This window comes from Streptomyces diastatochromogenes, from assembly GCF_002242805.1.
In the GTDB taxonomy this organism is placed as follows: domain Bacteria; phylum Actinomycetota; class Actinomycetes; order Streptomycetales; family Streptomycetaceae; genus Streptomyces; species Streptomyces diastatochromogenes.
Genome location: NZ_MCGQ01000023.1, coordinates 270,528 through 291,427, shown reverse-complemented (window position 1 = coordinate 291,427; position 20,900 = coordinate 270,528). Strand labels below are relative to the sequence as shown.

Sequence of the window (20,900 nt, the reverse complement as noted above, 5' to 3'; positions counted from 1 at the left end):
CGTCCGATGAGCCCCCGCACCCCCGGAGCCGAACTCCCGGAGCACCCCGACTGGTTGTGGCGTACGCCGGAGCCGAAGCGGTCGTACGACGTGGTGATCGTCGGCGGTGGCGGACACGGCCTCGCCACCGCCCACTACCTGGCGAAGAACCACGGCATCACCAAGGTCGCCGTGCTGGAGAAGGGCTGGCTGGCGGGCGGCAACATGGCCCGCAACACCACGATCATCCGCTCCAACTACCTGTGGGACGAGAGCGCCGGAATCTACGAGCACGCCCTCAAGCTGTGGGAGGGACTGGCGGAGGAACTCGACTATCCGATCCTCTTCTCCCAGCGAGGCGTGCTCAACCTCGCCCACAGCCTGCAGGACGTCCGCGACAGCGTGCGTCGCGTCGAGGCCAACCGTCTCAACGGCGTGGACGCCGAATGGCTCGACGCCGAGCGGGTCAAAGAGGTCTGCCCGATCGTCAACGTCTCACCGGACGTCCGCTACCCGGTCCTGGGCGCCACCTACCAGCCGCGCGCCGGCATCGCCAAGCACGACCACGTCGCCTGGGGCCTGGCCCGCTCCGCCGACGCCGCCGGAATCGACATCATCCAGAACTGCGAGGTCACCGGCCTGGATGTGGTCGGTGGCCGGGTGGTCGGAGTCCGGACCACCCGGGGCCCGATCGCCGCAGGCAAGGTGGCGCTCTGCTCGGCGGGCCACACCTCGGTCCTCGCCGCCATGGCGGGCATCGAACTCCCCCTCCAGAGCCATCCGTTGCAGGCACTCGTGTCGGAGCTGCTGGAGCCGGTGCACCCGACGGTCGTCATGTCCAACGCGGTCCATGTGTACGTCAGCCAGGCGCACAAGGGCGAGCTGGTGATGGGCGCGGGCATCGACGCGTACAACTCCTACACCCAGCGCGGCGCCTTCCACATCATCGAAGAGCAGATGTCCGCGGCCCTGGAGCTGTTCCCGGTCTTCGCCCGTGCCCACGTACTGCGCACCTGGGGCGGCATCGTGGACGTCAGCCCCGACGCCTCGCCGATCATCGGGCTCACTCCCGTCGACAACCTCTACCTCAACTGCGGCTGGGGCACGGGCGGCTTCAAGGCCACCCCGGGCGTCGGCTGGGTCTACGCCCACACCATCGCCCACGACACCCCGCACGCCCTCAACGCCCCCTTCTCGCTCGACCGTTTCACCACCGGCGCGCTCGTCGACGAGCACGGCGCGGCCGCGGTGGCCCACTAGGGATCCTCAAGGGAGCCGAACGACATGCTGCTCATTCCCTGCCCGTGGTGCGGGCCCCGCGACGAGGCCGAGTTCCACTACGGTGGCCAGGCACACGTGCCGTATCCGCAGGCCCCGGCGGCCCTCACCGACGAGGAGTGGGCCCGGTACCTGTTCTTCCGCGACAACCCGAAGGGCCCGTTCGCCGAGCGCTGGAGCCATGCGGCGGGCTGCCGTCGCTGGTTCAACGCGGTGCGGGACACGTCGACGAACGAGATTCTGGCGGTGTACCGGGCGGGGGAGGAGCGTCCGGAGACTCTCGAGCGTCGTGCGGTGCCTGCTCGGCCGCGTCCGGCGTCACCAGCCCGTCCGGCATTTGAGGACGAGGCCCCTTCAGGGCCGATCGGGGCTCCGGGGGCGGAGCCCCCGGCACGGGACACCACCCAGCCCTACCGCCTGTCCACCGGTGGCCGAGTCGACCGAAGCGCCCCCCTGACCTTCACCTTCGACGGCACCGAATACCAGGGTTTCCGCGGCGACACCCTCGCCTCCGCCCTCCTCGCCAACGGTGTCATCCAGGCCGGCACCAGCATCAAGTTCGGCCGCCCGCGCGGCGTTTTCTCGGCCGGCGTGGAAGAGCCCAACGCGGTCGTCCAGATCGAGGCCCCCTTCCCGGAGCCCATGCTCCCCGCGACCACCGTCGAGCTCTACGACGGCCTGGTGGCGAGCAGCCTCCCCGGTCAGGGCCGCCTCGCCACCGAACCGGACCCCGCCCGCTACGACGCCGTACACGCCCACTGCGACCTGCTGGTCGTCGGTGCGGGCCCGGCCGGCCTGGCGGCGGCGGCCGCCGCAGCGAGGAGCGGCGCCCGAGTCATCCTGGCCGACGACCGGCCGGAACTCGGCGGCAGCCTCCTCGGCACCGGCGAACTCCTGGACTGGGTGGACGAGTCGGGTGAGCAGCTCGACGCCGTCCCCGAGGTACGCGTACTGCGCCGCACCACCGTTTTCGGTTACTACGACGACAACCACCTCCTCGCCGTCGAGCGCCGTACGAATCACCTCGGCGCCGAGGCCCCCGAGAAGGTCTCCCGCGAACGTGTCTGGCGCATCCGCGCACGTCGCGTCGTCCTCGCCACGGGCGCCCACGAGCGCTCGCTGGCCTTCGCGGACAACGACCGCCCCGGAGTGATGCTGGCCGCCTCGGCCCGCGCGTACGTCAACCGGCACGGCGTCCTGCCCGGCCGGCACGCCGTCGTGTTCACCACCAACGACAGTGCCTACGCGGCAGCGCTGGACCTCGCCGCGGCAGGCGTGGACGTCACGGCGATCGTCGACACCCGCCCCGAACCGGGGCAGTGGGCGGACCGCGCCCGTGCCGCGGGCATCGAGGTGCTGTCCGGTCACGCCGTCACCGGCACGCAGGGCGACGCGCGGCTCACCACGGTGACCGTCGCCCCGTACGGAGAGGCCATCGCTCAGCGGGAGTTCGCCGCCGACCTGCTGCTGGTCTCCGGCGGCTGGAACCCGGTGGCGCACCTGTTCAGCCAGGCGGGCGGAAAGCTGCGGCACGACGCAGCGCTGGGTTCCTTCGTGCCGGACACCTGCCGCCAGGCGGTCGAGGTCGTGGGCAGTGCGCGCGGCGCCCTCGACCTGGCCGCGACTCTGGCCCAGGGCGCGGCCGCCGGTGCCCGGGCGGTCGAGGCCGAGGGCTACACCGCCGAAGCGCCCCGCCTTCCGGCGGTGGCCGCGCAGCCGCGGCAGACGCCTCCCCTGCACGTGTACGTCGTCCCCGGCGCCTCGGATGCCCCCCGTTTCGTCGACCTCCAACGCGACGTCACCGTCGACGACCTGGCCCGCGCGACCGGCGCCGGTATGCGCTCGGTCGAGCACACCAAGCGCTACACCACGGCCGGCACCGCCAACGACCAGGGCAAGACCTCCGGGGTCCTGGCCAGTGGCATCGTCGCCGAACTGCTCGGGGTGGACATCTCGGCGCTCGGCACGACCACGTTCCGGCCGCCCTACACCCCGGTCTCCTTCGCCACGCTCGCGGGCCGCGACCGAGGCGCACTGCACGACCCCGTCCGGACGACCGCCCTGCACGACTGGCATGTCGCGCACGGCGCCCTGTTCGAGAACGTCGGCCAGTGGAAGCGCCCCTGGTACTACCCGCAGGACGGCGAGGACATGGAGGCCGCCGTGCTGCGCGAGTGCCGGGCGGCCCGCGAGGGCGTGGCCCTCATGGACGCCTCCACCCTCGGCAAGATCGACGTACAGGGCCCGGACGCCGCCGTCCTCCTCGACCGGCTCTACACCAACATGATGAGCACCCTGAAGGTCGGCATGATCCGCTACGGCGTCATGTGCCGCCCGGACGGCATGGTCTTCGACGACGGCACCGTCATCCGCCTCGCCCAGGACCGCTACCTGGTCACCACGACGACGGGCAACGCCGCCGCCGTACTGGACTGGATGGAGGAGTGGCTGCAGACGGAGTGGCCCGAACTCCGGGTCCACTGCACGTCCGTGACCGAGCAGTGGGCCACCGTCGCTCTGGTCGGCCCCCGGTCCCGCGAGGTCCTCGGCGCTCTCGCCCCCCGACTGGCCGTCTCCAACGACGACTTCCCGTTCATGGCATGGCGCGAGAGCACCGTCGCGGGCATCGAGGCCCGGGTGTGCCGGATCAGCTTCTCCGGCGAACTCGCCTACGAGATCAACGTGTCCCCCTGGGCGGCTCGCGCCCTCTGGGAGGCCGTGTACGAGGCCGGCGCCCCGTACGGCATCACCCCGTACGGCACGGAGACCATGCACGTCCTGCGGGCGGAGAAGGGCTACCCGATCATCGGCCAGGACACCGACGGCACCGTCACTCCTCAGGACCTCGGCATGAGCTGGGTGGTGTCGAAGAAGAAGCCCGACTTCATCGGGAAGCGCTCCCACGCCCGTGCCGACACCGCCCGCCCCGACCGCAAGCACCTGGTCGGCCTCCTCCCCGAGGACCCGGGCACCTTCCTCCCGGAGGGCACCCACCTGGTCGCCGACAGCGTGCTGCCCGCCCCGCCCGTCCCGATGCTCGGCCACGTCACCTCCAGCTATCGCAGCGCGACCCTCGGCCGGACGTTCGCGCTCGCCCTGATCAAGGGCGGCCGGGAGCGTATCGGGGAGCGCCTGTACGCCCCCGTGGGCGACCACCTGGTCCCGGTGACCGTCGCAAGCCCTGTCCTCTACGACCCCGAGGGAGCCCGCCGCGATGGCTGAGACCGCCCTGACCGTCCCGCTCCGCAGCCCCCTGTCGCACGTCGCGGATCGCCTGGCCGCCGCGACACGTACGTCCGCGGGGGCGATCCGGCTGGCCGAACTCCCCTTCCTGACCCAGATCAACGTGCGCCTCGACGCCAAGGGGGCGGCGGCGGAAGCCGTCGGGCTCGCGCTGGACCTCCCCCTGCCCCTCCAGCCGAACACCGTGGTACGCGCGGGGGAGTTGACCGCCCTGTGGCTCGGTCCGGACGAATGGCTGCTGGTGGGCTCACCGGGTGGCGGGCGGGACCTGGAGAGCCGGATCCGGGAGGCCGCCGGAGACGAACCCGTCTCCGTCACCGACGTCTCCGCCCAGCGCACCACGCTCCTTGTCACGGGCCCCCGAGCCCGCGACCTGCTGGCCCACGGCTGCCCACTGGACCTGCATCCGCGGGCCTTCGGCGCCGGACGCAGCGCCCAGACGACACTGGGCCGCACACAGATCGTGCTGGTCGCCCGGGACGAACCCCGGGCCGGGTTCTGGGTCCTGGTCCGTTCGTCCTTCGCCGGTTATCTGGCGGACTGGTTGCTCGACGCGGCGACGGAGTACATCTGAACGAGGCTCGGCCCAGGCAGCCCATCGCGTCATACCGGCGGCCTTCGTCGCCCGGTCGAGTCCAACTGGGTCCGAACACAGAGGCGAAAGCCGCTATGATCTCCACGGCAAGGCTGTAGCGCAGAGGTCGTCGCGCCCAAGCATCAAGCTGGAGGACGTCGGTTCGAATCCGACCAGTCTTGCCGCCCTTGTCGTGGAGGAAAGTCGATTGGCGTCGGTTCGTCCTGGGCGGGCGGAGGGCGATGCCGCCCTCGGCGAGCCGGGCACCGGCGATGGACCGGTGGAGTGGTGATGACGCAGCCGACACCCGTACGCTGCCCCGCGATCGAGCACCCGGACATCCCGATCAGCGACCCCGCCGCTCTGGAGCCGTTGCTCGCCCGACTGCGGTCCGCGCAGCCGGTCGAGGCCGACGAGACCTTCCCGCTCGGCACGGTGCGCGCGGACGGTCGTGTCGACCTGTGCAAGCAGGGCCTCGGAGCGGTCGGCGCCGTCCGGTTGATGCCCGTCGCCGCGGCCTCGCCGCACGCCGCGCATGTCCTGCTCGGCACCAACGCCATCAGGAACGAGGGAGCCCGCGCGGTCGCCGACGCGCTGGTCGACGGCCACGGTCTGCACACGCTCTACCTCGGCTGCAACCGCATCGGCCCGGCGGGCGTCACCGCGCTCGCCGACGCGCTGACGACGGACGGAACCGTCCGCGCCCTGTGGCTCAAGCGCAACCCGGTGGGCGACGAAGGCGCCCGCGTGCTCGCCGCGATGCTCCGCCGCAACACCACGCTGCGCACCCTCGACCTGGTCAACACCGGTCTGACCACCGACGGTCTGCGGGCCCTGTTCGACGCCCTCACCGACCGGCCCAGCCCGGTGGAGCGCCTCTTCCTCGGCGGCAACGGCCTGACCGCCGAAGCGGCCCCGCTGCTGGCGGCGCTGATCCGTGAGGCGGGTGTGCGCGAGCTGTACCTCCCCGCCAACCACCTCGGAGACGAAGGCGCCGCGATCCTCGCCGCCGCGACCGACCCCGCACGGCCGGTGCGCCTCGGCCTGGGCGGCAACGGGATCGGCCCCGCCGGTGCCCGGGCCCTCGCCGACTCCCTCGGCGGGATCGAGGCACTCGACCTGGGCCGGCCGCCGTCGGAACGCAGCCTCGGCGCCCCCGCCAACACGTCCGGCGACGAAGGCGCCCACGCGCTGGCCGCCGCCCTGCCGGGCAGCCCGCTGCGCCGACTGGAGTTGTGCCACACCGGCCTGACCGGCCGGGGCGCGAAGACACTGCTGGCGGCGGTGCCCGACAACTCGCCCCTGGAGTACGTCGGTCTGGGGCCCGGCCTGCCCCGCAAGGTGAAGCGGTCCTTCACCCAGCGTCTGCGGCCCGTCGGCAGGGCGCATCCCGACCTGCGCGCGATAGGGAGTGTCTACCGGTGAGCTCTCGTGGCGAACTCCGCTGCCTTCCCCCGGACGAGGCGGCAAGCCGGCGCCGGATCCGCCGGTACGCGGTGCCCCGCTGGATGATCGAGCGCGCGACCGAGTGCCGGCTGGCCGGTGACTGGCAGGGTGCCTGCGCGGCGGCGAACGCCGACGTCACCTTCGACCTGTCCGAGGTCGCCGACCACTGCGGCGACGACGTCGCCGCGGCCCTCGAGGACGACCTCCGCCACTTCGCCCCCGACCTGCTGCGCTGGCACCTGCCGCGCGTGCTCGGCGGACGGACCACGCTCGCCACCGACAGGACGGTCGTCCTCGCCCGCTACCGCCCCAAGGCACCGGACGAGGGCCGCCGGACCACGCCGTACCTGCACCTCACCACTCCCGCGATGATCGACGGACCGCAGCGGATCGCCCTGCGGTTCAGTACGGTCACGGACGAGCAGGCCGCAGGCGTCTTCGGGCCGAACACCGAGGACTGGCGGTCCGCGCGGCACCTGTGGGACGTACGGCACGCCGCCGAGCTGCGCGAACGGTGCGGCGGCGGCACGGACAGGCCACCGTTCCTGCACGCCGACGCCACCCCGCGCGGCACGGACGAACTGCCGACGGCCGAACCCGGCGACGGAGACCCGGCGGCGCGGGCCGAGTGGGCCACGCTGCTGCACCAGAAGGGCGAGACACAGGCCGCCTTCGCCGCCGCCGGCATCGAGGTGGACCTGACACCCCCGCAGAAGTCGGGCTGGTACCAGGCGGACCCGGAGCGGCTCCTCGGCGGGATCGCGCTCAACCACACCCGCCTGGAACCGGAAGTCCGCCGGCAGACGGCCGAGGGCGTCGGCGACCGCTTCCTCATCGCCGCCCACTGGCGGACCTACCTCCTGCTGGAGCCCACGGACGCCGGCGGGCTACTGGTGCGAGCCGTCGACCGGGACGACGTCAAGGGCGAGCCCATCCTCGCCGAGGCCCTGTGGCGCCGACTCCCCGACCTCGACCTGATGCGCGTCGGAGGCGTTGCGGCGGAGCATCTGCATCCGCTCGTCCGCGAGGCGCTGTTGCCCTCCCTCCAGGTCCCGCAAGGCCTGGTCGGCCCGCCGGGGCCGACGGCTCCCGCGCCCGTGCGGGTCAGGTGCCGGGGCGAATGGCACGAGGTGGCCTTCCGGCCCGGCGGCCTGCTGCACATGCCGCACAGCGACGAGGAACAACAACGCGAACGCGCCCTGCGCGCCTTCGGCGGTGCCGTCGCCGGATGCTTCGCCGTGGAGCAGACGTGGACCTCCGGAGAAGGCCGCCTGCCCAAGGCGCTGCGCGCGCAACGACACGAACTGTTCCTGCGCGCCCAGCACGGTGACACTCCCGGCGTGCTGGAACTCCTGGACGCGGGTGTCGATCCCCGGGTGCGGGACGCCGGCGGCCGCACCTTGCTGCACGTACTGAACCTCCTCGACCACGAGACGCTGCTGCCGCGGCTGCTGGCGGAGGGACTGGACGTCGAGGCCCGCGACCGACGGGAGCGCACGCCGCTGTTCGTGGCGGTCAACGACCTCGGTTCGAAGGCGCTGGTGGAGGCGCTCGTCGCCGCCGGGGCGCGGCTCGACGTGATCGACCAGTCCGAGTTGTCGCTCGCCCAGCTCGTCCGTCGGTACAAGCGGCCCGACCTGGCCTTCCTGCGGGAACGCGTGGAGGAGGAGCATCCGGGCGTCGGCGCCGAGTGGTGGGACGAATGGATGGACGAGCAGGACGAGTACTACTCGGACGAAGCGGACGACCCCGACGATGAGGAAGAACCGGCCTCTTGAGCACCGACCGTACCGCCGCCACCGCGCCGTCCGGCCCACTGGCGGCCGCGGACGACCTCAACCGCAGGCTCCGCGCGCGACGGACCGAGCCCGCCGCGAACCCGCAGCTGGAGGCGCTCGCCCTCGCCGTGACGGCCAATCAGCCCGTCCTGCTGTGGGGTGAGCCGGGAATCGGCAAGTCGGCCGCCCTGGAGCAACTCGCCGCCGGACTCGGCCTGCCGCTGGAGACCGTCATCGCCAGCGTGCACGAGCCCTCCGACTTCGCCGGACTGCCCATCGTCGGTGACGACCCGGCCGTGACCGGTGTGCCGATGGCTCCGCCGGACTGGGCGGTCCGTCTCGCCCGGGCCGGACAGGGCCTGCTCTTCTTCGACGAACTGTCCTCCGCACCACCGGCCGTGCAGGCGGCGCTGCTGCGGGTGGTGCTCGAACGACGGGTCGGCAGCCTGGTCCTGCCGGAGGCGGTACGTATCGTCGCCGCCGCCAACCCGCCGTCCAGCGCGGCGGACGGCTGGCATCTCAGCCCGCCGCTCGCCAACCGGTTCGTCCACCTCGAATGGACCCACGACCCCCGGACCGTCGCCCGCGGCATGGCCGGCACCTGGCCGGAGGTGACCGTCCCCGTCGTCGCTGCCGCCAAGGTGCCCGGTGCGGTCGCACGGGCCCGTGGCGCGATCTCCGGCTTCCTCACGGCCCGGCCCGGCCTGGTCCACCACATCCCCGGCGACGCCGAGAGCCGGGGCCGTTCCTGGCCGTCCCCACGCACCTGGGAGATGGCACTCAAGCTGCTCGCCACCGGGTACGCGGCCGGTGCCGGGCGCGAGGCGCTGGCCGCCGCGCTCACCGGGGCTGTCGGGGACGGTGCGGGCATCGAGCTGCTGTCCTACCTCGAACACCTCGATCTGCCCGACCCCGACCGTGTCCTCGCCGACCCCGACGCCTTCGCCCTGCCCGACCGCGGCGACCGGCAGCTGGCGTTCCTCATCGCGGTGGTCGCCGCCATCCAGAGCGACCTCACCCGGCCCCGGTGGGAGGCCGGCTGGGCGGTGCTGGCGAAGGCCGTGGACGCGGGCGTACCGGACGTGGCCGCCCGGGCCGCCACCGACCTCGCGGCGATGCGGCACCTCGACTGGCCCGTACCGCCCGGCATCGACGGCTTCCTGGACCTGCTGCAGATGTCCGGGGCGCTGCCCGGCGCCGGCCGGTGAGGCGGGCGGGATGACGGAGGATTCCCGCCGCACCCTGGACATGACCAAACTGCTCGCCGCCCGCTACCGGGCGGCGAGCGACCGGCCGTATCTGGCGTCGGCGTTGTACGCCCTGACCGTCGTGCCGAGCACAGAGGTTCCGACGATGGGGGTGGACCGGCACTGGCGCTGCTACGTGTCGCCCGCCTTCGTCGACGCGACGCCGGTGCCCGAGCTCGCGGGCGTCTGGGTGCACGAGGCGGCGCACCTGCTGCGCGACCACCACGGCCGGGCGGACCGGCTCCCCGCCGCAGCCCAGCGCGACTGGCACCGCGTCAACGTCGCGCAGGACTGCGAGATCAACGACGACCTGCTCGCCGACGGCCTGCGCCTGCCCGAGGGGCGCATGGAACCCCGCCTCTTCGGCCTCCCCGAGGGCCAGTTGTTCGAGGTGTACGTCGATCAGCTGCCGCCACAGGTGCGGGCGCCGGACTGCGGATCGGGCGCCCACGCCCGGCCCTCGCCCTGGGAACTCCCCGAGTCGGCCGGCCCCGCACGGCTCGGCGAGGTCGAGTCGCAGGCCCTGCGGCGGCAGACCGCCGAGGCGATGCGCGCCCATCAGCGCACCCGTGGCACCCTGCCCGTGGGCTGGCAGCGCTGGGCCGAGGAGGTCCTGGAACCCACGGTGGACTGGCGGCGGGCGCTGTCCGGCGCGGTCCGGGAAGCCGCCGCATGGGCCGCCGGAGCCGTCGACTACACCTACCGCCGCCCCTCGCGCCGCACCCCGGCGCTGCGCGGCGTCGTCCTGCCGAGCCTGCGCCGCCCGCTGCCGCGGGTGGCCGTCGTCATCGACACCTCCGGTTCGATGGGGGACGCCGAACTGGCCGCCGCCCTCGCGGAGGTGACGGGCGTCCTGCGCGAGGTGGGCGTACGGGGTAATCGCGTGACCGTGCTCGCGTGCGACGCCGACGTGCAGGCCGTGTCCCGGGTGGCGGCCACCGAGCAGATCACCCTGGGCGGCGGTGGCGGCACGGACATGCGCGTCGGTATCGCGGCAGCGCTCGCGACGCCGGACCGCCCGAGCATCATCGTCGTCCTCACCGACGGATTCACCCCCTGGCCCGACGAGAACCCACCCTGCCGCATCATCGCGGCTCTGATCGGCTCAGCCGCACCACAGCCCCCGAGCTGGGTGGAGACGGTACGTATTCCCACGTGACGCCGGGAGCCCGGTGCACTCCTGTCACCAGTACAGCAGCCACCGGCCGTCGCACCACACCCCGTGCCCCTGGAGGGTGAGCCGTTCGTCGTCGGGCTCGACGCGCGTGCTGGGGGCGACCTGGTGCAGCGTGTGGCCGGAGTGGATCACCATGCGGCCGACCGTGTAAGGGATGTACCGCATGGCGTGGAAGCGCTTGAGGTCGGCCGCGGACTCGATCCAGCCCTTCTCCAGCGCGTGCCGGAACTGCTGGTGGCTCACGTCCCAGAGGTTCAGGCCGCCGCCCGCCGCGGGCAGCCGGACCGGCAGGGTGAAGGAGATCTGCCGCTTCAGGTCCGTGCCGGGGGGCCAAGAGAAGGCCCGGTACTGCAGATCGAAGTGCATGGGTGCGGTCGGCCTGGTGAACACCGCGGCGGACAGCCAGACATGGAAGCCGGGCAGCGCCAGGTGTTCGGGGTAGTGGACAGGGGCGCCGAGATGCTCGCCGAGGACAGCCGCAAGGCGCGCGTACAGCCAGTCGAAGGAGTTCTCGAGCAGTGGCCGTGAGCCGTCGGCCCGCTTCTGGTAGACGCCGGACTCCGGGTCCGGTGCGAGGTCGAGATAGCTCGGTGCGCCCAGGGTGAAGAAGGCGGCCGGTTCCAGGCCGCGAGGGGTCCAGTGCCGGCGCAGACCGTGCACGGCGTCGCGGAGTGCGGCACTGCCCGGTCCGGTGAGCACGGTCAGCGAGTCGATCAAGGGTGCACCCCCTGGAGCAGTTCGAGGAGCGACGCGCTGATGGCTCCGCCGAGCCGCCGGTCGTACCAGTCGTACGCGGGCATCGGGTTGACCTCCAGGCACCAGTAGGTGTCGTCACCGACGACCTTGAAGTCCCAGCCCGCGAAGGACATGCCCAGGTCGGCGGTGTGCCGGACCATCCGCTCGGCAAGCGGTCCGGGCAGTTCGCAGGGGGCGAACTCCGCGTCCCGGTCGGTCCGGTAGTCCACCGCACCGGAGACGATCTCCTCGGCGTGCACCCGGTCGCCGACGACATGGGCGCGGACGTCCCGGCCCGCGACGTACCGCTGGAGGTGCACCGGGCCCTGCCCGGGTTCAAAACCGGCCAGGTCGGCCGCGCTCACGAGCCTGCTGGTGGCCCGTACGCCGGAGACCGCCTTGACCAGGGTCGGCCCGGCCTCGGCGAAGGCCCGCAGACGCTGCGGCGACGAACCGGTGATGCTCGCGGGCACCCGGAACCCGGCCTGGGACAGCGACAGTTCGTGGAGCGGCTTGGACCCGTTGTCGGAGCGGATCGAGGGCCGGTTGACCACCAGGCCGGGGATGTGGTCCAGCCAGGCCATGAGCGCCGTCGTGAGCCAGCGCCAGCGCTGTGCCGACTCGTGGTCCTGCTGCAGGGCCGCGAGATCGGCGATCCGGCAGTAGTAGGACGCCTCCGGGTCGAGATCATGGTCGCCGAGCCTGGCCGAGCGGTCACCGCCCACGACCAGGCGCCAGTCGCCCGCCTCGACGGCCTGTCGCAGATCGATGGCCCGGACCGGGATGCCACGGGCCTCGGCCGAGGTGGTGAAGTGCGCGAAGGTACTCTCCGAGGCGAGGCCAACCGCGTAGATCATGGGAACAGCACCTTTACGAGTTGGGGTCCGAGCCCGAGCCACACCATGCGCAGTTGCTCCACGTCGGGGAACGGCTCCACCACGACCGGCCATGCCTGGGCGAGGTCGGGCGACAACCGCCAGACCACAGCGGAGAGTTGGAGTCCGAGCCGGGCGACGATCTCCGTGCTGCGCCCCTCCAGGCCGAGGTGGTCCAGATCGGCGGGACTGCTGCGCCAGGCCCGGTCGCCGAGGACGACCACACTCTCGAAGAGGGGTTCGGGGGCCGACCACCTCGCCCGGTAGGGGCCGGAGCTGTCTGCCGAGGGGGCGAGAGCGTCCGGGAGTTCGGGCCAGGGGCGCGTGGTCCAGGCGTCGAGATCCTGGACCCACCACTGGGTCCCCTGGCCGTCCGTGGGTTCGCCGGGCGGCCCGTAGGGCCGGGAGGAGAAGATCTCCGGTGAACCGCCGGGCACGCCTGCTCGCAGTTCGGTGAGTGCGGCGGACGCGGACACGCCGGTGCCCAGACCGCCGGGCTCCGGGCGGTTGATCACGGGCGCGGGGGTCAGGGCGGCGACGGCCCACAGGTGGGCCAGGCACTCGTTGAGCTGGAACTCCGCGTCGAAGCTGATCCGCCGCAGCGGCGGGCCGGGCAGCCGGAGGAACATCGGCAGCGCGGGCTCGACCACGGCGGTGGGGCCGTCGACGGTGACGGAGAACAGCTGAGCGGCGTCGAACACGTCGAGGATCGTCGCCTCGCGGCCGCTGTCCCGTACGAAGTCCCGTACCTCGATCGCCACCGGATCCTCGGGATCGGCGACGACGACAAGTCCGGAGAGAGCGCCGCCGGGTGCCTCAGATGATGACACCACGCCTCCTCAGCAGGCGGTTGATGCGCGAGGCCCGCAGCGCCGCGGCGGCCTCCTCCGGCCCGTCACCGGGCAACTCGGCGGCTGCCGCGAAGCGTTGCATCCCGCCCGAGCCGACGGCCGGCGGCTCCTGCGCCTGCCGTACGACGGCGGCCGGACCGGGTGGGGCCATCGCACCGTCGAAGTTGTCCTTGCCGTCCTTGAAATCCTTAGTGTCCTTGTTGTCTTTGGTGTCCTTCCTGTCCTTGCCGTCCTTCGTGTCCTTGACATCCTTCATCTCCTTCATTTCCTTCACCTCCTTCCCGTCCTTGCCGTCCTTGCCGTCCTTGCGGTCCTTGCCGTCCTTGAAATCCTTGAAGTGCTTCCGGGCCTGCGGCGGGCGGCCCGCGTCGGGCACCTCGGTGTCCTCCGGCCCGGAGAAGGACCGGTCCGGCTGCGGGGCATTCCACAGCAGCGCCGGGACATCGTGCCGCTCGGCGGCCGTGAGGAACGGCCGCACCCGTGACTCGTCGATGGTCCATGTCATGTGTGCACAGCTCCTGTCGACGGACGGGACGCCGCGCGGTACAGCCGCAGTGCTGCGGCCAGTTGCCGTTGGGCGTCCCTGTGATGCGGATTGAGGTTCAGGATCAGGTGGTCCACGCCGAGTGACGCATAGGTCAGAAGGCCCCGCGCAACGTCCTGCGGTGAGCCGGTGAGGACGTCGGACTCGGGTGGTGCCGTTCCGTCAGGGGCGAGCGAAGTGCCGTCCGCCACCTTCACGTTGACGCCGAGCGTGATGCCCAGCGTCGCCGGATCGCGTCCTTCCCGCAGGCAGGTCTTCCCGACCCGGGCCAGGGTCTCCTCGGCTCGTGACGGGGAGCCGAACCAGCAGGCGTTCCACAGGTCGGCGTACCGGGTGGCGAGAGCGGTCATCCGCGGCCCGAGCGCCCCCACCAGGACGGGTGGACCACCGGGGCGCGGACCGCGGGGGCGCAACTCGCCGTCGCGCAGCCGGTGATGGCGTCCGGAGAAGTCGGAACGGCCGGTCCGCAGCAGCGCGAGGATGATCTGCAGCGCCTCCTCGAAGCGGTCGACCCGGTGATCGAAGGAGACACCGAAAGCCTCGAACTCCGGGGCGTGCCATCCACATCCGAGGCCGAGGACGAGTCGACCGCGGCTGACCTCGTCGAGGGTGACGGCCATCTTGGCGAGCACCGCCAGGTTGCGGAAGGCGGTGCACAGCACGAGCGTGCCGAGTTCGACCCGATCAGTTGCCTCGGCCAGGGCCGACAGCACTGTCCAGGACTCCCAGACACCCTCGCTCGGCCCCTCGGCGTCGCGGAACAGCAGGTGGTCGAAGACCCAGACCGAGTCAAAGCCGGAGTCCTCGGCCTGGAGGGCGAGTGCCCTGATCTCCCCGTAGGACGGCTGTCGCCACGGATACTCGGCGAGAGGCAGAACCAGGCCGACCTTCATAGTCCCCCCGGTGGTGAACCCGGACCCCGCAGGGAGGCTACATCGGGGCGACGAGGCGTCACAATGGGTAGACTCGGGGGGAGTTGGGCATATTTGCCCCGCAGTTCCCTCGACACATCGTGGGCATCGCGGGCCTCACGGGGACGGACGTACTGACCCTCGGAAGCGCCGAGGCCTTCGCGGCGCTCCCGGACGGCACCTACTGACCCAAGGAGACGCATGGATCCGCTGCCGGTGGAATCGCTCGTGGTCGATGTCGACGTCGTGGACGAGCAGGGGTGCGCCGAGATCAGCGACCGGCTGGAGGCGCTGCGACCGCACTGGCTGCCCCGGGGCGTCGGCTGCTCCACCTTCGGTCTGGCGACCTACCTCGACGTCCTGGCCTCGGAGGATCCGGAGGAGACGTACTTCGGCCGGCTCGATCGGCACAACCGCATGATGCGTGACCACTTCGGCGATCTCCTCGACCGGGTCGGCGAGGTGCTCGCCGACCTGCTGAAGACACCGACCCGGTACGACGAGAGGGTGGCGCTGCCCGGTTTCCACGTCTTCGAGGGAGAGGGCATCGCCATCGCCCCCAGGCCGAGTCAGCACTTCGACCTTCAATACCGGGCGCTGCGCTGGCCCTTCCCGATCGGTCCGGTCGAGCAGGCCGTTTCGTTCACCCTGCCCCTCGCCCTACCGCGCCGCGGTGGAGCCCTGGACGTCTGGGACATCACCGAGGCGGACATAATCCGGCTGGAGCGCCTCGGTCAGACCTTCGAGACGATCGACAGGACCAGGCCGGCCCGGCGGCACGAATATCAGGTCGGCAGGATGGCCGTACAGCTCACGCCCATCCTGCATCGCATCGCGGCGGTTCCCGAACGGTATCCCGACGATCGGCGCATCACCCTGCAAGGGCACGGGATCCGCGATGCCGACGGCTGGGTCCTCTACTGGTGAGATTCCCCGGACGGCTCCGGCTTCGAACCCGTGTCAGTGTGGGAGAGGGGCAGTGGCAACGTCGAAGGAGAGCCGACCATGAGTACATCCCCCACCGCGCGAGCCGTGCGGACGACCCCGGAAGGCCTTCTGTGGGAACCCAGCGAGCGCTGGGTCCGCGGCCGCAGGGGCGACGTCACGGTCGTCGACAGCCGGCACCCCGTCCTCGTCTGGGAGCCGGGCGTCCCCGTCCCGCTGTACGCCTTTCCCCGCGCGGAGGTCCGCGAGGACCTGCTCCGCCCGGCGAAGAACCCGCCGACCGGCGCCCACGCCGGATCGCGGATCTTCTACGACCTGGAGATCGACGGCGAGCTGCTGGACAACGCCGCCTGGACGTTCCCCGCCGCCGATCTGGCCGACCACATCGCCTTCGAGTGGTTCCGGCGCACCGGCAAGGGCCTCGACCACTGGTACGAGGAGGAGGAAGAGATCTTCATCCACCCCCGAGACCCGCACAAACGCGTCGACGCCATCCCCAGCAGCCGCCACGTCCAGGTCGAGATCGACGGCACCGTCGTCGCCGACACCCGCCGCCCGGTCCTGCTGTTCGAGACCGGGCTGCCCACCCGGTACTACATCCCGCGCGAGGACGTCCGTCTGGACCTGCTCGAACCCACGGACCTCAGCACCGGCTGCCCGTACAAGGGGACGGCGGAGTACTGGTCGTGGCGCGGCGAGGCCGACGTACCCCCCGGCATCGTCTGGAGCTACCCGGATCCGCTGCCCGCGGTGGGCCCGATCAAGGGACTCCTCGCCTTCTACAACGAGGAGGTGGGCATCACCGTCGACGGCGAACGCCTGGAGCGCCCCGTCACCCACTTCAGCAGGACGCTCTCGGGATGATGTCGTCGCTGTGGTGAGGTGGGAATCCATGGTCGCCTCCCGTCGGCCAGCCCGGAGCGCCGGCACCGGAGATCGGGCTCCTGGCCCTGATGTGACGGTCCGCGGAGTCGGTGCAGCCGCGGACCGTCGGGGTCGTGCAGCCGGTTACCTTGGTGCGGAACCACGCTCCTTGAGCATCCCGGCCATCAGCTCCATCTCCGACTGCTGGGCGTCGACCATGCCCTGGGCCAGCTTCCGTTCCTGGGGGACCGTGCACTGGCGGGCGCAGGCGCGCGCCATGTCGACGCCGCCCATGTGGTGGTCGTACATGAGCTGGAGGTAGAGGACCTCCGCCTGGCTGCCGTTGAGTGTGCCGAGTCGGGCGAGTTCGGTGTTGGTGGCCATGCCCGGCATGAGGGAGCCGTCCTTCGGCTGGTGGCCCATGTGCCCGCCCTGCATCCACGTCATGTAGCCGTCGGGGGATGTCACGGGCAGCTTCCACAGGTCGAGCCAGCCGAGCAGCATGCCGCGCTGGTTGGCCTGGGTCTGCGCGATGTCGTACGCGAGGCGCCGTACGTCCTCGTCGGTGGTGCGGTCACGGACGATGTACGCCATCTCGACGGCCTGCTGGTGGTGGACGGCCATGTCGCGGGCGAAACCCGCGTCGGCCGAGTCGGCCGTGGGGACGTCGATCGCCATGTCGTTCCGATCGCTGTCCACGGCCAGGAACGACAGAGCGAGGACGAGCACGACCAGGCCCGCCGCGGCGGCGATCAGCCACCGACCGAATGCGGGCTTGCGGCCCTGTGCGTCGGTGGAGTCCGTCATGACGCGGTGAGCCCGTTCGTGCAGGCGGCGCCCGGCTCGGGGGTCTGCGGCCCCTGGACGTACTTGGTGAGGAACTTCTCGACTCGCGGGTCGGCGGCCGTGTCCACGCTGAGCTGGTGGCCCCAGGCCGACAGCGTGATCGCGCCGGACTGCGTCTTGTCCGGACTCATCAGCGTATACGGCGTCTTGGCGACCCTGTCGGCGAGGGTCTGGATGTCCGCCTTCGTCGCCTTGTCGTTGTACGTGACCCAGACCGCGCCGTGTTCGAGGGAGTGGACGGCGTTCTCGTTGGGGATGGCCTTGGTGTAGACGTTGCCGTTGCAGGTCATCCACGCCTGGTTGTGATTGCCGCCGACGGGCGGGTTCATCGGGTACTTGACGGTGCCCGCCACATGGGTGCGGCCGAGCTTCTTCGCGTCCCAGGTCTTCTCGCCGGATATCGGCTTCTTGGCCGCGGCGGACTTCTGCTCCTGCTTCTCGTTGGCGCTGTTGATGGCGTACACGCCCCAGCCGGCCAACCCGACGACGATGACCGTGCTGAGCGTGATGGTGAGAATGCGGTTGCGACGCTCGCGGGCCTTCTCGGCGCGGCGCATCGCTTCGATACGCGCCTTGCGGTCGGCGGCGGCCTGCTTCTTGCTGGTCTTGCTCATGACTGTGTGTTCCTCGTCCCCGCCGCGTGACGTCGTAGGGCGGCGGTGGGTGCAGGGGTGGATGGACGGATGCCGGTGGACCGACCCGCGCGAGCGATCGGCACGGTGGCGTTCGTCTACGTCCGCTGCACCTGGAGCACATGGAGATCGGGAGCGCCGCGCGTCGGCGTGAGCCCGAGGGAGCAGGCGACGGTGGCCGGGCCCGGGAGACTCGGGACGCGGCGCAGGACAGCAGGCAGGAGGTGTGCTGCCGCGGGGAGCACTGCGCGGACCCCGTGCGAGTCCTGAGCGCAGCACATGTCACCGGAAGGGCACCCGCCCGATTTCGTCACGGTCACCGGGTGGCGTTCGGCCACGGCTGTCACGGTCACCGCACGGTGCTCGGCCGGGCCGTGTGACCAGGTCTGGACGGCCGACATGGCGGTCACGGGCGCGGTGGCCACGTTCCTGGGGGCATGGGGCGCATAGCCGAGGCAGAGCACCAGAGCCATGAGCAGCACGGCCAGGGCAGGACACAGCGCCGCGGTCTGCGTGGTCAGCCACGCGCCGCGGGGTCTGTGCTCCGTCCTGCTGCTCATCACTGTGATGTTAAGCGGTGCCTGTGAACGTTCTTTCGGCCGGGCTTTCGTTCGTCAGTGCTCGTGCTCGTGCCCGTCCTCTTCCGGCTCCGGGTAGACGAAGGTACGGGTGACCAGGTGGTTGGGGGCGGTCAGGGTCTCGTGGAGGATGCGGCCGGTCCCGTCGAGGGTGAGGCCGAGCTGGGTGTGCTCGGCCGGGTAGGCCAGGGCGAGGCGGCGGTGGCCGTTCTCGTCGGGCAGGCGGGTGGTGACCGGGGCCGTGCCGCTGCCGTAGGGCTCGGCGGCGAGGAACTCCTTGCCGGTGACAGGGAGTTGCTTGAGGTCGCCGAGGCCCTGCGCGGTGTTGCTCGTGACCATCTCGTGCAGGGTGAAGTGGGGGACCTGCCGCATCGCGGCTACGGCCTCGCGCAGCAGCGCGGCATCGGGGCGGGCCGGCCAGGTGACGGCCAGGCCCGCGCGGCCGCCGGCCCACTCCTCGCCCGCGGAAGCGGTCAGCGTGAGGTGGCTGGTGCCCTTGCGCCAGGTCAGCGGGGTGTAGAAGCAGCCGGTGCCACAGCCGCGCAGGGTCAGCCGCCGCTTGTTCCCGTGCGGGTCGGCGAGGGTGGCGGACAGGTCGTACGTCTGGTTCGAGGGGTCGCCGGCCTGGGGTGCGGTCAGCTCGATGATGAGCTGGCCGGTACTGGCCCGGGCGCTGATGCCGATCTCCCCGGCGCGGGTGCCGGCGGGCACGACCGGACCGGTGGTCGGGGGCGTGAAGGACAGCGGGCGGTGGGTGTCCGCGGGCGCGCGCAGCACGGTGAGGATGGCCGAGAGAGCGAGCACGATGGCGAGAACGGAGACTTCGACGCGCGCCGGACGGTACGGGAGGCGGTCGGGGGTGCCGTGCAGAGTGCGGCGTGCGCCGTAGGCGAGGGTCGCGGTCACCGCGACGAGTGCGATCTTGGCGACGAGGACCTGGCCGTAGGCCGTGGTGAAGACGTCATCGAGCGGGACCAGGAGCAACGCGGCGATGACGCCGGTCGTGACGACCGCCGCGAACAGCCAGGCGGCCAGCCGTGCGTAGGCCAGCAGCAGGGCGCGAGCGGCGGCGCGTTCGCCGCGCCAGACGGCCATCGTGCGCAGCACCTGCACCAGGGCGCCCACCCACAGCCCCGCAGCCGCGAGATGGACCAGGGTCAACACCGGGCCTGCGACGGCCTGTTCGGCCTGCGGGTGCGCGCGCAGGGCCTCCGCGACCGCGACGGCGGCCAACGGGACCACCGCCCACCTGCGGCGTCGTACGAGAACGGCGACGGCCGCGAAGGCGAAGCCGGCCACCTCGGTCAACGACAGGATGCCGGGGCGGGTGTCGATCACCGAGCGCGGTGAGCCGTCGCTGATCACCAGCGCGGTCAGGCCGAGTGCGGCGGCACAGCCGACGAACGCGGTGAACAGTGCCCAGGTACGGGGCCGCCGGGCGGGCGCGTCAGGGACGCGCGCGGCGAGGCGGTCGAGCGCCGGCTCCCCGACGAGGAGCGCCAGGGCGGTGAAGAGCAGCCAGCGCAGGACCGTCGTCGGGACGGGGTCCTTGGCGGCCGTGCTCTGGCCGGAGGCGAGGGCGACGGGGCGCGGGCCGATGGCGAAGCGGTAGCTGCCGGTCATGACGTCGCCGTCCTGGGCGGTGACCTGCCACTCGACGGTGTGCACGCCCTCGGCGAGCTTGCCGTGTACGGGGAAGGTGACCGTCCGGCCGCCCTGACTCAGGCCGGGCTTGCCGAGCGGGGCGGCGGGCGTGAGCCGTACGGTCGAGTTCCCGGCGCCGACCGGCTGGTCGAAGACGAGGACCAGCGAGGCCGGGGAGTCGGGGACGGTGGCGTCCGCGGCCGGGCCGGTGAACAGCAGCGTGGTGTGGGCGGAGGCCGGGCCGGCGCTGCCCAGCAGTATGGCCAGGACGAGCGACGCCAGGGTGAGGAGCGCGGCTGCGGGGCGCCGGAGGGTTGGTGCGAGGACGGTCACCGGTCGCGGGTCTCCGGTCTGTGGGTCTGGTCGGTCGGTGGGGTCCCGCCACGGAGGCGGCTCAACTCCTCGCGGGCGGCGCGCAATTCCTGCTGCAGACCGGTGTCGGGTGCGCCGTGGCAGGCGCGGTTCCGGGCCATCGGGCGGATGCAGCACCACCAGGTCAGGCCGGCGGCAAGCGCGGTGGCGGTGAGGGGGAGCCAGCTGCCGGTCATGCCGGGTGGTCCTGGCGGGGCCCGTGCTGCGGGGCGCGCAGGGCGTCGATCTCCTTGCGCAGCCGCAGCAGTTCCTGACGGTCGGCGTCGGTGCCGGCCTGGGCCTGTGCGCCCTGCTTGGGGCGCATCATGAGCCACATCATCAGACCCATGCCGACCGGGCAGGCCAGCGTCGGGAGCAGATACAGCAGGTTGTTCATCGGGG

Annotated in this window: 21 protein-coding genes; 10 read left to right on the top strand and 11 right to left on the bottom strand. The window is 71.9% G+C overall.

All coding sequences use genetic code 11. The features are described from left to right. The first annotated feature begins 6 nt into the window (after positions 1-6). The 7 genes from BEK98_RS27650 to BEK98_RS27615 all read left to right on the top strand — a co-directional run bounded on the left by BEK98_RS27650 (position 7) and on the right by BEK98_RS27615 (position 10,704). Positions 7-1,239 carry a sarcosine oxidase subunit beta family protein gene (locus BEK98_RS27650; protein ID WP_094219375.1) on the top strand — a complete coding sequence of 411 codons (1,233 nt, stop codon included), beginning with the start codon at positions 7-9 and terminating at the stop codon, positions 1,237-1,239. A 24-nt stretch (positions 1,240-1,263) separates the two neighbouring features. After that, positions 1,264-4,479, top strand: coding sequence for a sarcosine oxidase subunit alpha family protein (locus tag BEK98_RS27645; protein WP_094219374.1), 3,216 nt, complete (start codon positions 1,264-1,266; stop codon positions 4,477-4,479). Then, positions 4,472-5,074, top strand: a complete 603-nt coding sequence (locus BEK98_RS27640; protein WP_094219373.1) for a sarcosine oxidase subunit gamma — start codon at positions 4,472-4,474, stop codon at positions 5,072-5,074. Before BEK98_RS27645 ends, BEK98_RS27640 begins: the two co-directional genes overlap by 8 nt. Before the next feature lie 291 nt (positions 5,075-5,365). Then, complete coding sequence (locus BEK98_RS27630) at positions 5,366-6,499, top strand: leucine-rich repeat domain-containing protein (protein WP_094219372.1); 1,134 nt, start codon at positions 5,366-5,368, stop codon at positions 6,497-6,499. Beyond that, a complete protein-coding gene (locus BEK98_RS27625; RefSeq protein WP_094219371.1) occupies positions 6,496-8,298 on the top strand; it encodes an ankyrin repeat domain-containing protein in 1,803 nt (600 codons plus the stop codon). Before BEK98_RS27630 ends, BEK98_RS27625 begins: the two co-directional genes overlap by 4 nt. Next, positions 8,295-9,506 (top strand): AAA family ATPase, encoded by a 1,212-nt coding sequence (locus BEK98_RS27620; protein WP_094219370.1) that lies wholly within the window; start codon positions 8,295-8,297, stop codon positions 9,504-9,506. Before BEK98_RS27625 ends, BEK98_RS27620 begins: the two co-directional genes overlap by 4 nt. Before the next feature lie 10 nt (positions 9,507-9,516). Further along, complete coding sequence (locus BEK98_RS27615; protein ID WP_094219369.1) at positions 9,517-10,704, top strand: vWA domain-containing protein; 1,188 nt, start codon at positions 9,517-9,519, stop codon at positions 10,702-10,704. Positions 10,705-10,728: 24 nt separating this feature from the next. Here the strand turns inward: BEK98_RS27615 and BEK98_RS27610 are convergent, their stop codons facing one another. From BEK98_RS27610 to BEK98_RS27590, 5 genes are read right to left on the bottom strand one after another with little or no spacing between them, the layout of a single operon-like run. Continuing rightward, positions 10,729-11,439, bottom strand: coding sequence for a hypothetical protein (locus tag BEK98_RS27610; RefSeq protein ID WP_208643248.1), 711 nt, complete (start codon positions 11,437-11,439; stop codon positions 10,729-10,731). Then, the gene (locus tag BEK98_RS27605; RefSeq protein ID WP_094219368.1) at positions 11,436-12,314 is read right to left on the bottom strand and encodes an ATP-grasp domain-containing protein; all 879 of its coding nucleotides are present in this window, start codon (positions 12,312-12,314) and stop codon (positions 11,436-11,438) included. Before BEK98_RS27605 ends, BEK98_RS27610 begins: the two co-directional genes overlap by 4 nt. Beyond that, on the bottom strand, positions 12,311-13,162 hold the full coding sequence (locus tag BEK98_RS27600) for a hypothetical protein (RefSeq protein ID WP_143684162.1): 852 nt from the start codon (positions 13,160-13,162) through the stop codon (positions 12,311-12,313). The genes BEK98_RS27605 and BEK98_RS27600 overlap by 4 nt, the downstream gene beginning before the upstream one ends. Continuing rightward, a complete protein-coding gene (locus tag BEK98_RS27595) occupies positions 13,149-13,688 on the bottom strand; it encodes a hypothetical protein (RefSeq protein ID WP_094219366.1) in 540 nt (179 codons plus the stop codon). The genes BEK98_RS27600 and BEK98_RS27595 overlap by 14 nt, the downstream gene beginning before the upstream one ends. Next, positions 13,685-14,620, bottom strand: a complete 936-nt coding sequence (locus BEK98_RS27590; RefSeq protein WP_094219365.1) for an LLM class flavin-dependent oxidoreductase — start codon at positions 14,618-14,620, stop codon at positions 13,685-13,687. The genes BEK98_RS27595 and BEK98_RS27590 overlap by 4 nt, the downstream gene beginning before the upstream one ends. 83 nt (positions 14,621-14,703) lie before the next feature. Between BEK98_RS27590 and BEK98_RS50960 the strand changes: the two genes are divergently transcribed. From BEK98_RS50960 to BEK98_RS27580, 3 genes are all read left to right on the top strand, one after another. After that, a complete protein-coding gene (locus tag BEK98_RS50960) occupies positions 14,704-14,826 on the top strand; it encodes a hypothetical protein (RefSeq protein WP_279635486.1) in 123 nt (40 codons plus the stop codon). A gap of 13 nt (positions 14,827-14,839) precedes the next feature. Next, the gene (locus tag BEK98_RS27585; RefSeq protein ID WP_094219364.1) at positions 14,840-15,565 is read left to right on the top strand and encodes a hypothetical protein; all 726 of its coding nucleotides are present in this window, start codon (positions 14,840-14,842) and stop codon (positions 15,563-15,565) included. Between the two features lie 78 nt (positions 15,566-15,643). After that, on the top strand, positions 15,644-16,447 hold the full coding sequence (locus BEK98_RS27580) for a DUF427 domain-containing protein (RefSeq protein WP_094219363.1): 804 nt from the start codon (positions 15,644-15,646) through the stop codon (positions 16,445-16,447). A 144-nt stretch (positions 16,448-16,591) separates the two neighbouring features. Here BEK98_RS27580 and BEK98_RS27575 read toward each other — a convergent pair whose 3' ends face one another. The 6 genes from BEK98_RS27575 to BEK98_RS27550 form a co-directional block, all read right to left on the bottom strand. Then, on the bottom strand, positions 16,592-17,254 hold the full coding sequence (locus BEK98_RS27575) for a DUF305 domain-containing protein (RefSeq protein WP_094219362.1): 663 nt from the start codon (positions 17,252-17,254) through the stop codon (positions 16,592-16,594). Then, a complete protein-coding gene (locus tag BEK98_RS27570; protein WP_094219361.1) occupies positions 17,251-17,907 on the bottom strand; it encodes a DUF3105 domain-containing protein in 657 nt (218 codons plus the stop codon). The genes BEK98_RS27575 and BEK98_RS27570 overlap by 4 nt, the downstream gene beginning before the upstream one ends. 116 nt (positions 17,908-18,023) lie before the next feature. Then, positions 18,024-18,485 (bottom strand): hypothetical protein, encoded by a 462-nt coding sequence (locus BEK98_RS27565; RefSeq protein WP_094219360.1) that lies wholly within the window; start codon positions 18,483-18,485, stop codon positions 18,024-18,026. Between the two features lie 54 nt (positions 18,486-18,539). After that, the gene (locus tag BEK98_RS27560; RefSeq protein WP_244202012.1) at positions 18,540-20,480 is read right to left on the bottom strand and encodes a copper resistance CopC/CopD family protein; all 1,941 of its coding nucleotides are present in this window, start codon (positions 20,478-20,480) and stop codon (positions 18,540-18,542) included. Then, a complete protein-coding gene (locus BEK98_RS27555; protein ID WP_094219359.1) occupies positions 20,477-20,695 on the bottom strand; it encodes a hypothetical protein in 219 nt (72 codons plus the stop codon). Before BEK98_RS27555 ends, BEK98_RS27560 begins: the two co-directional genes overlap by 4 nt. Beyond that, positions 20,692-20,895 carry a hypothetical protein gene (locus BEK98_RS27550; protein ID WP_094219358.1) on the bottom strand — a complete coding sequence of 68 codons (204 nt, stop codon included), beginning with the start codon at positions 20,893-20,895 and terminating at the stop codon, positions 20,692-20,694. Before BEK98_RS27550 ends, BEK98_RS27555 begins: the two co-directional genes overlap by 4 nt. Between the last annotated feature and the right edge of the window lie 5 nt (positions 20,896-20,900).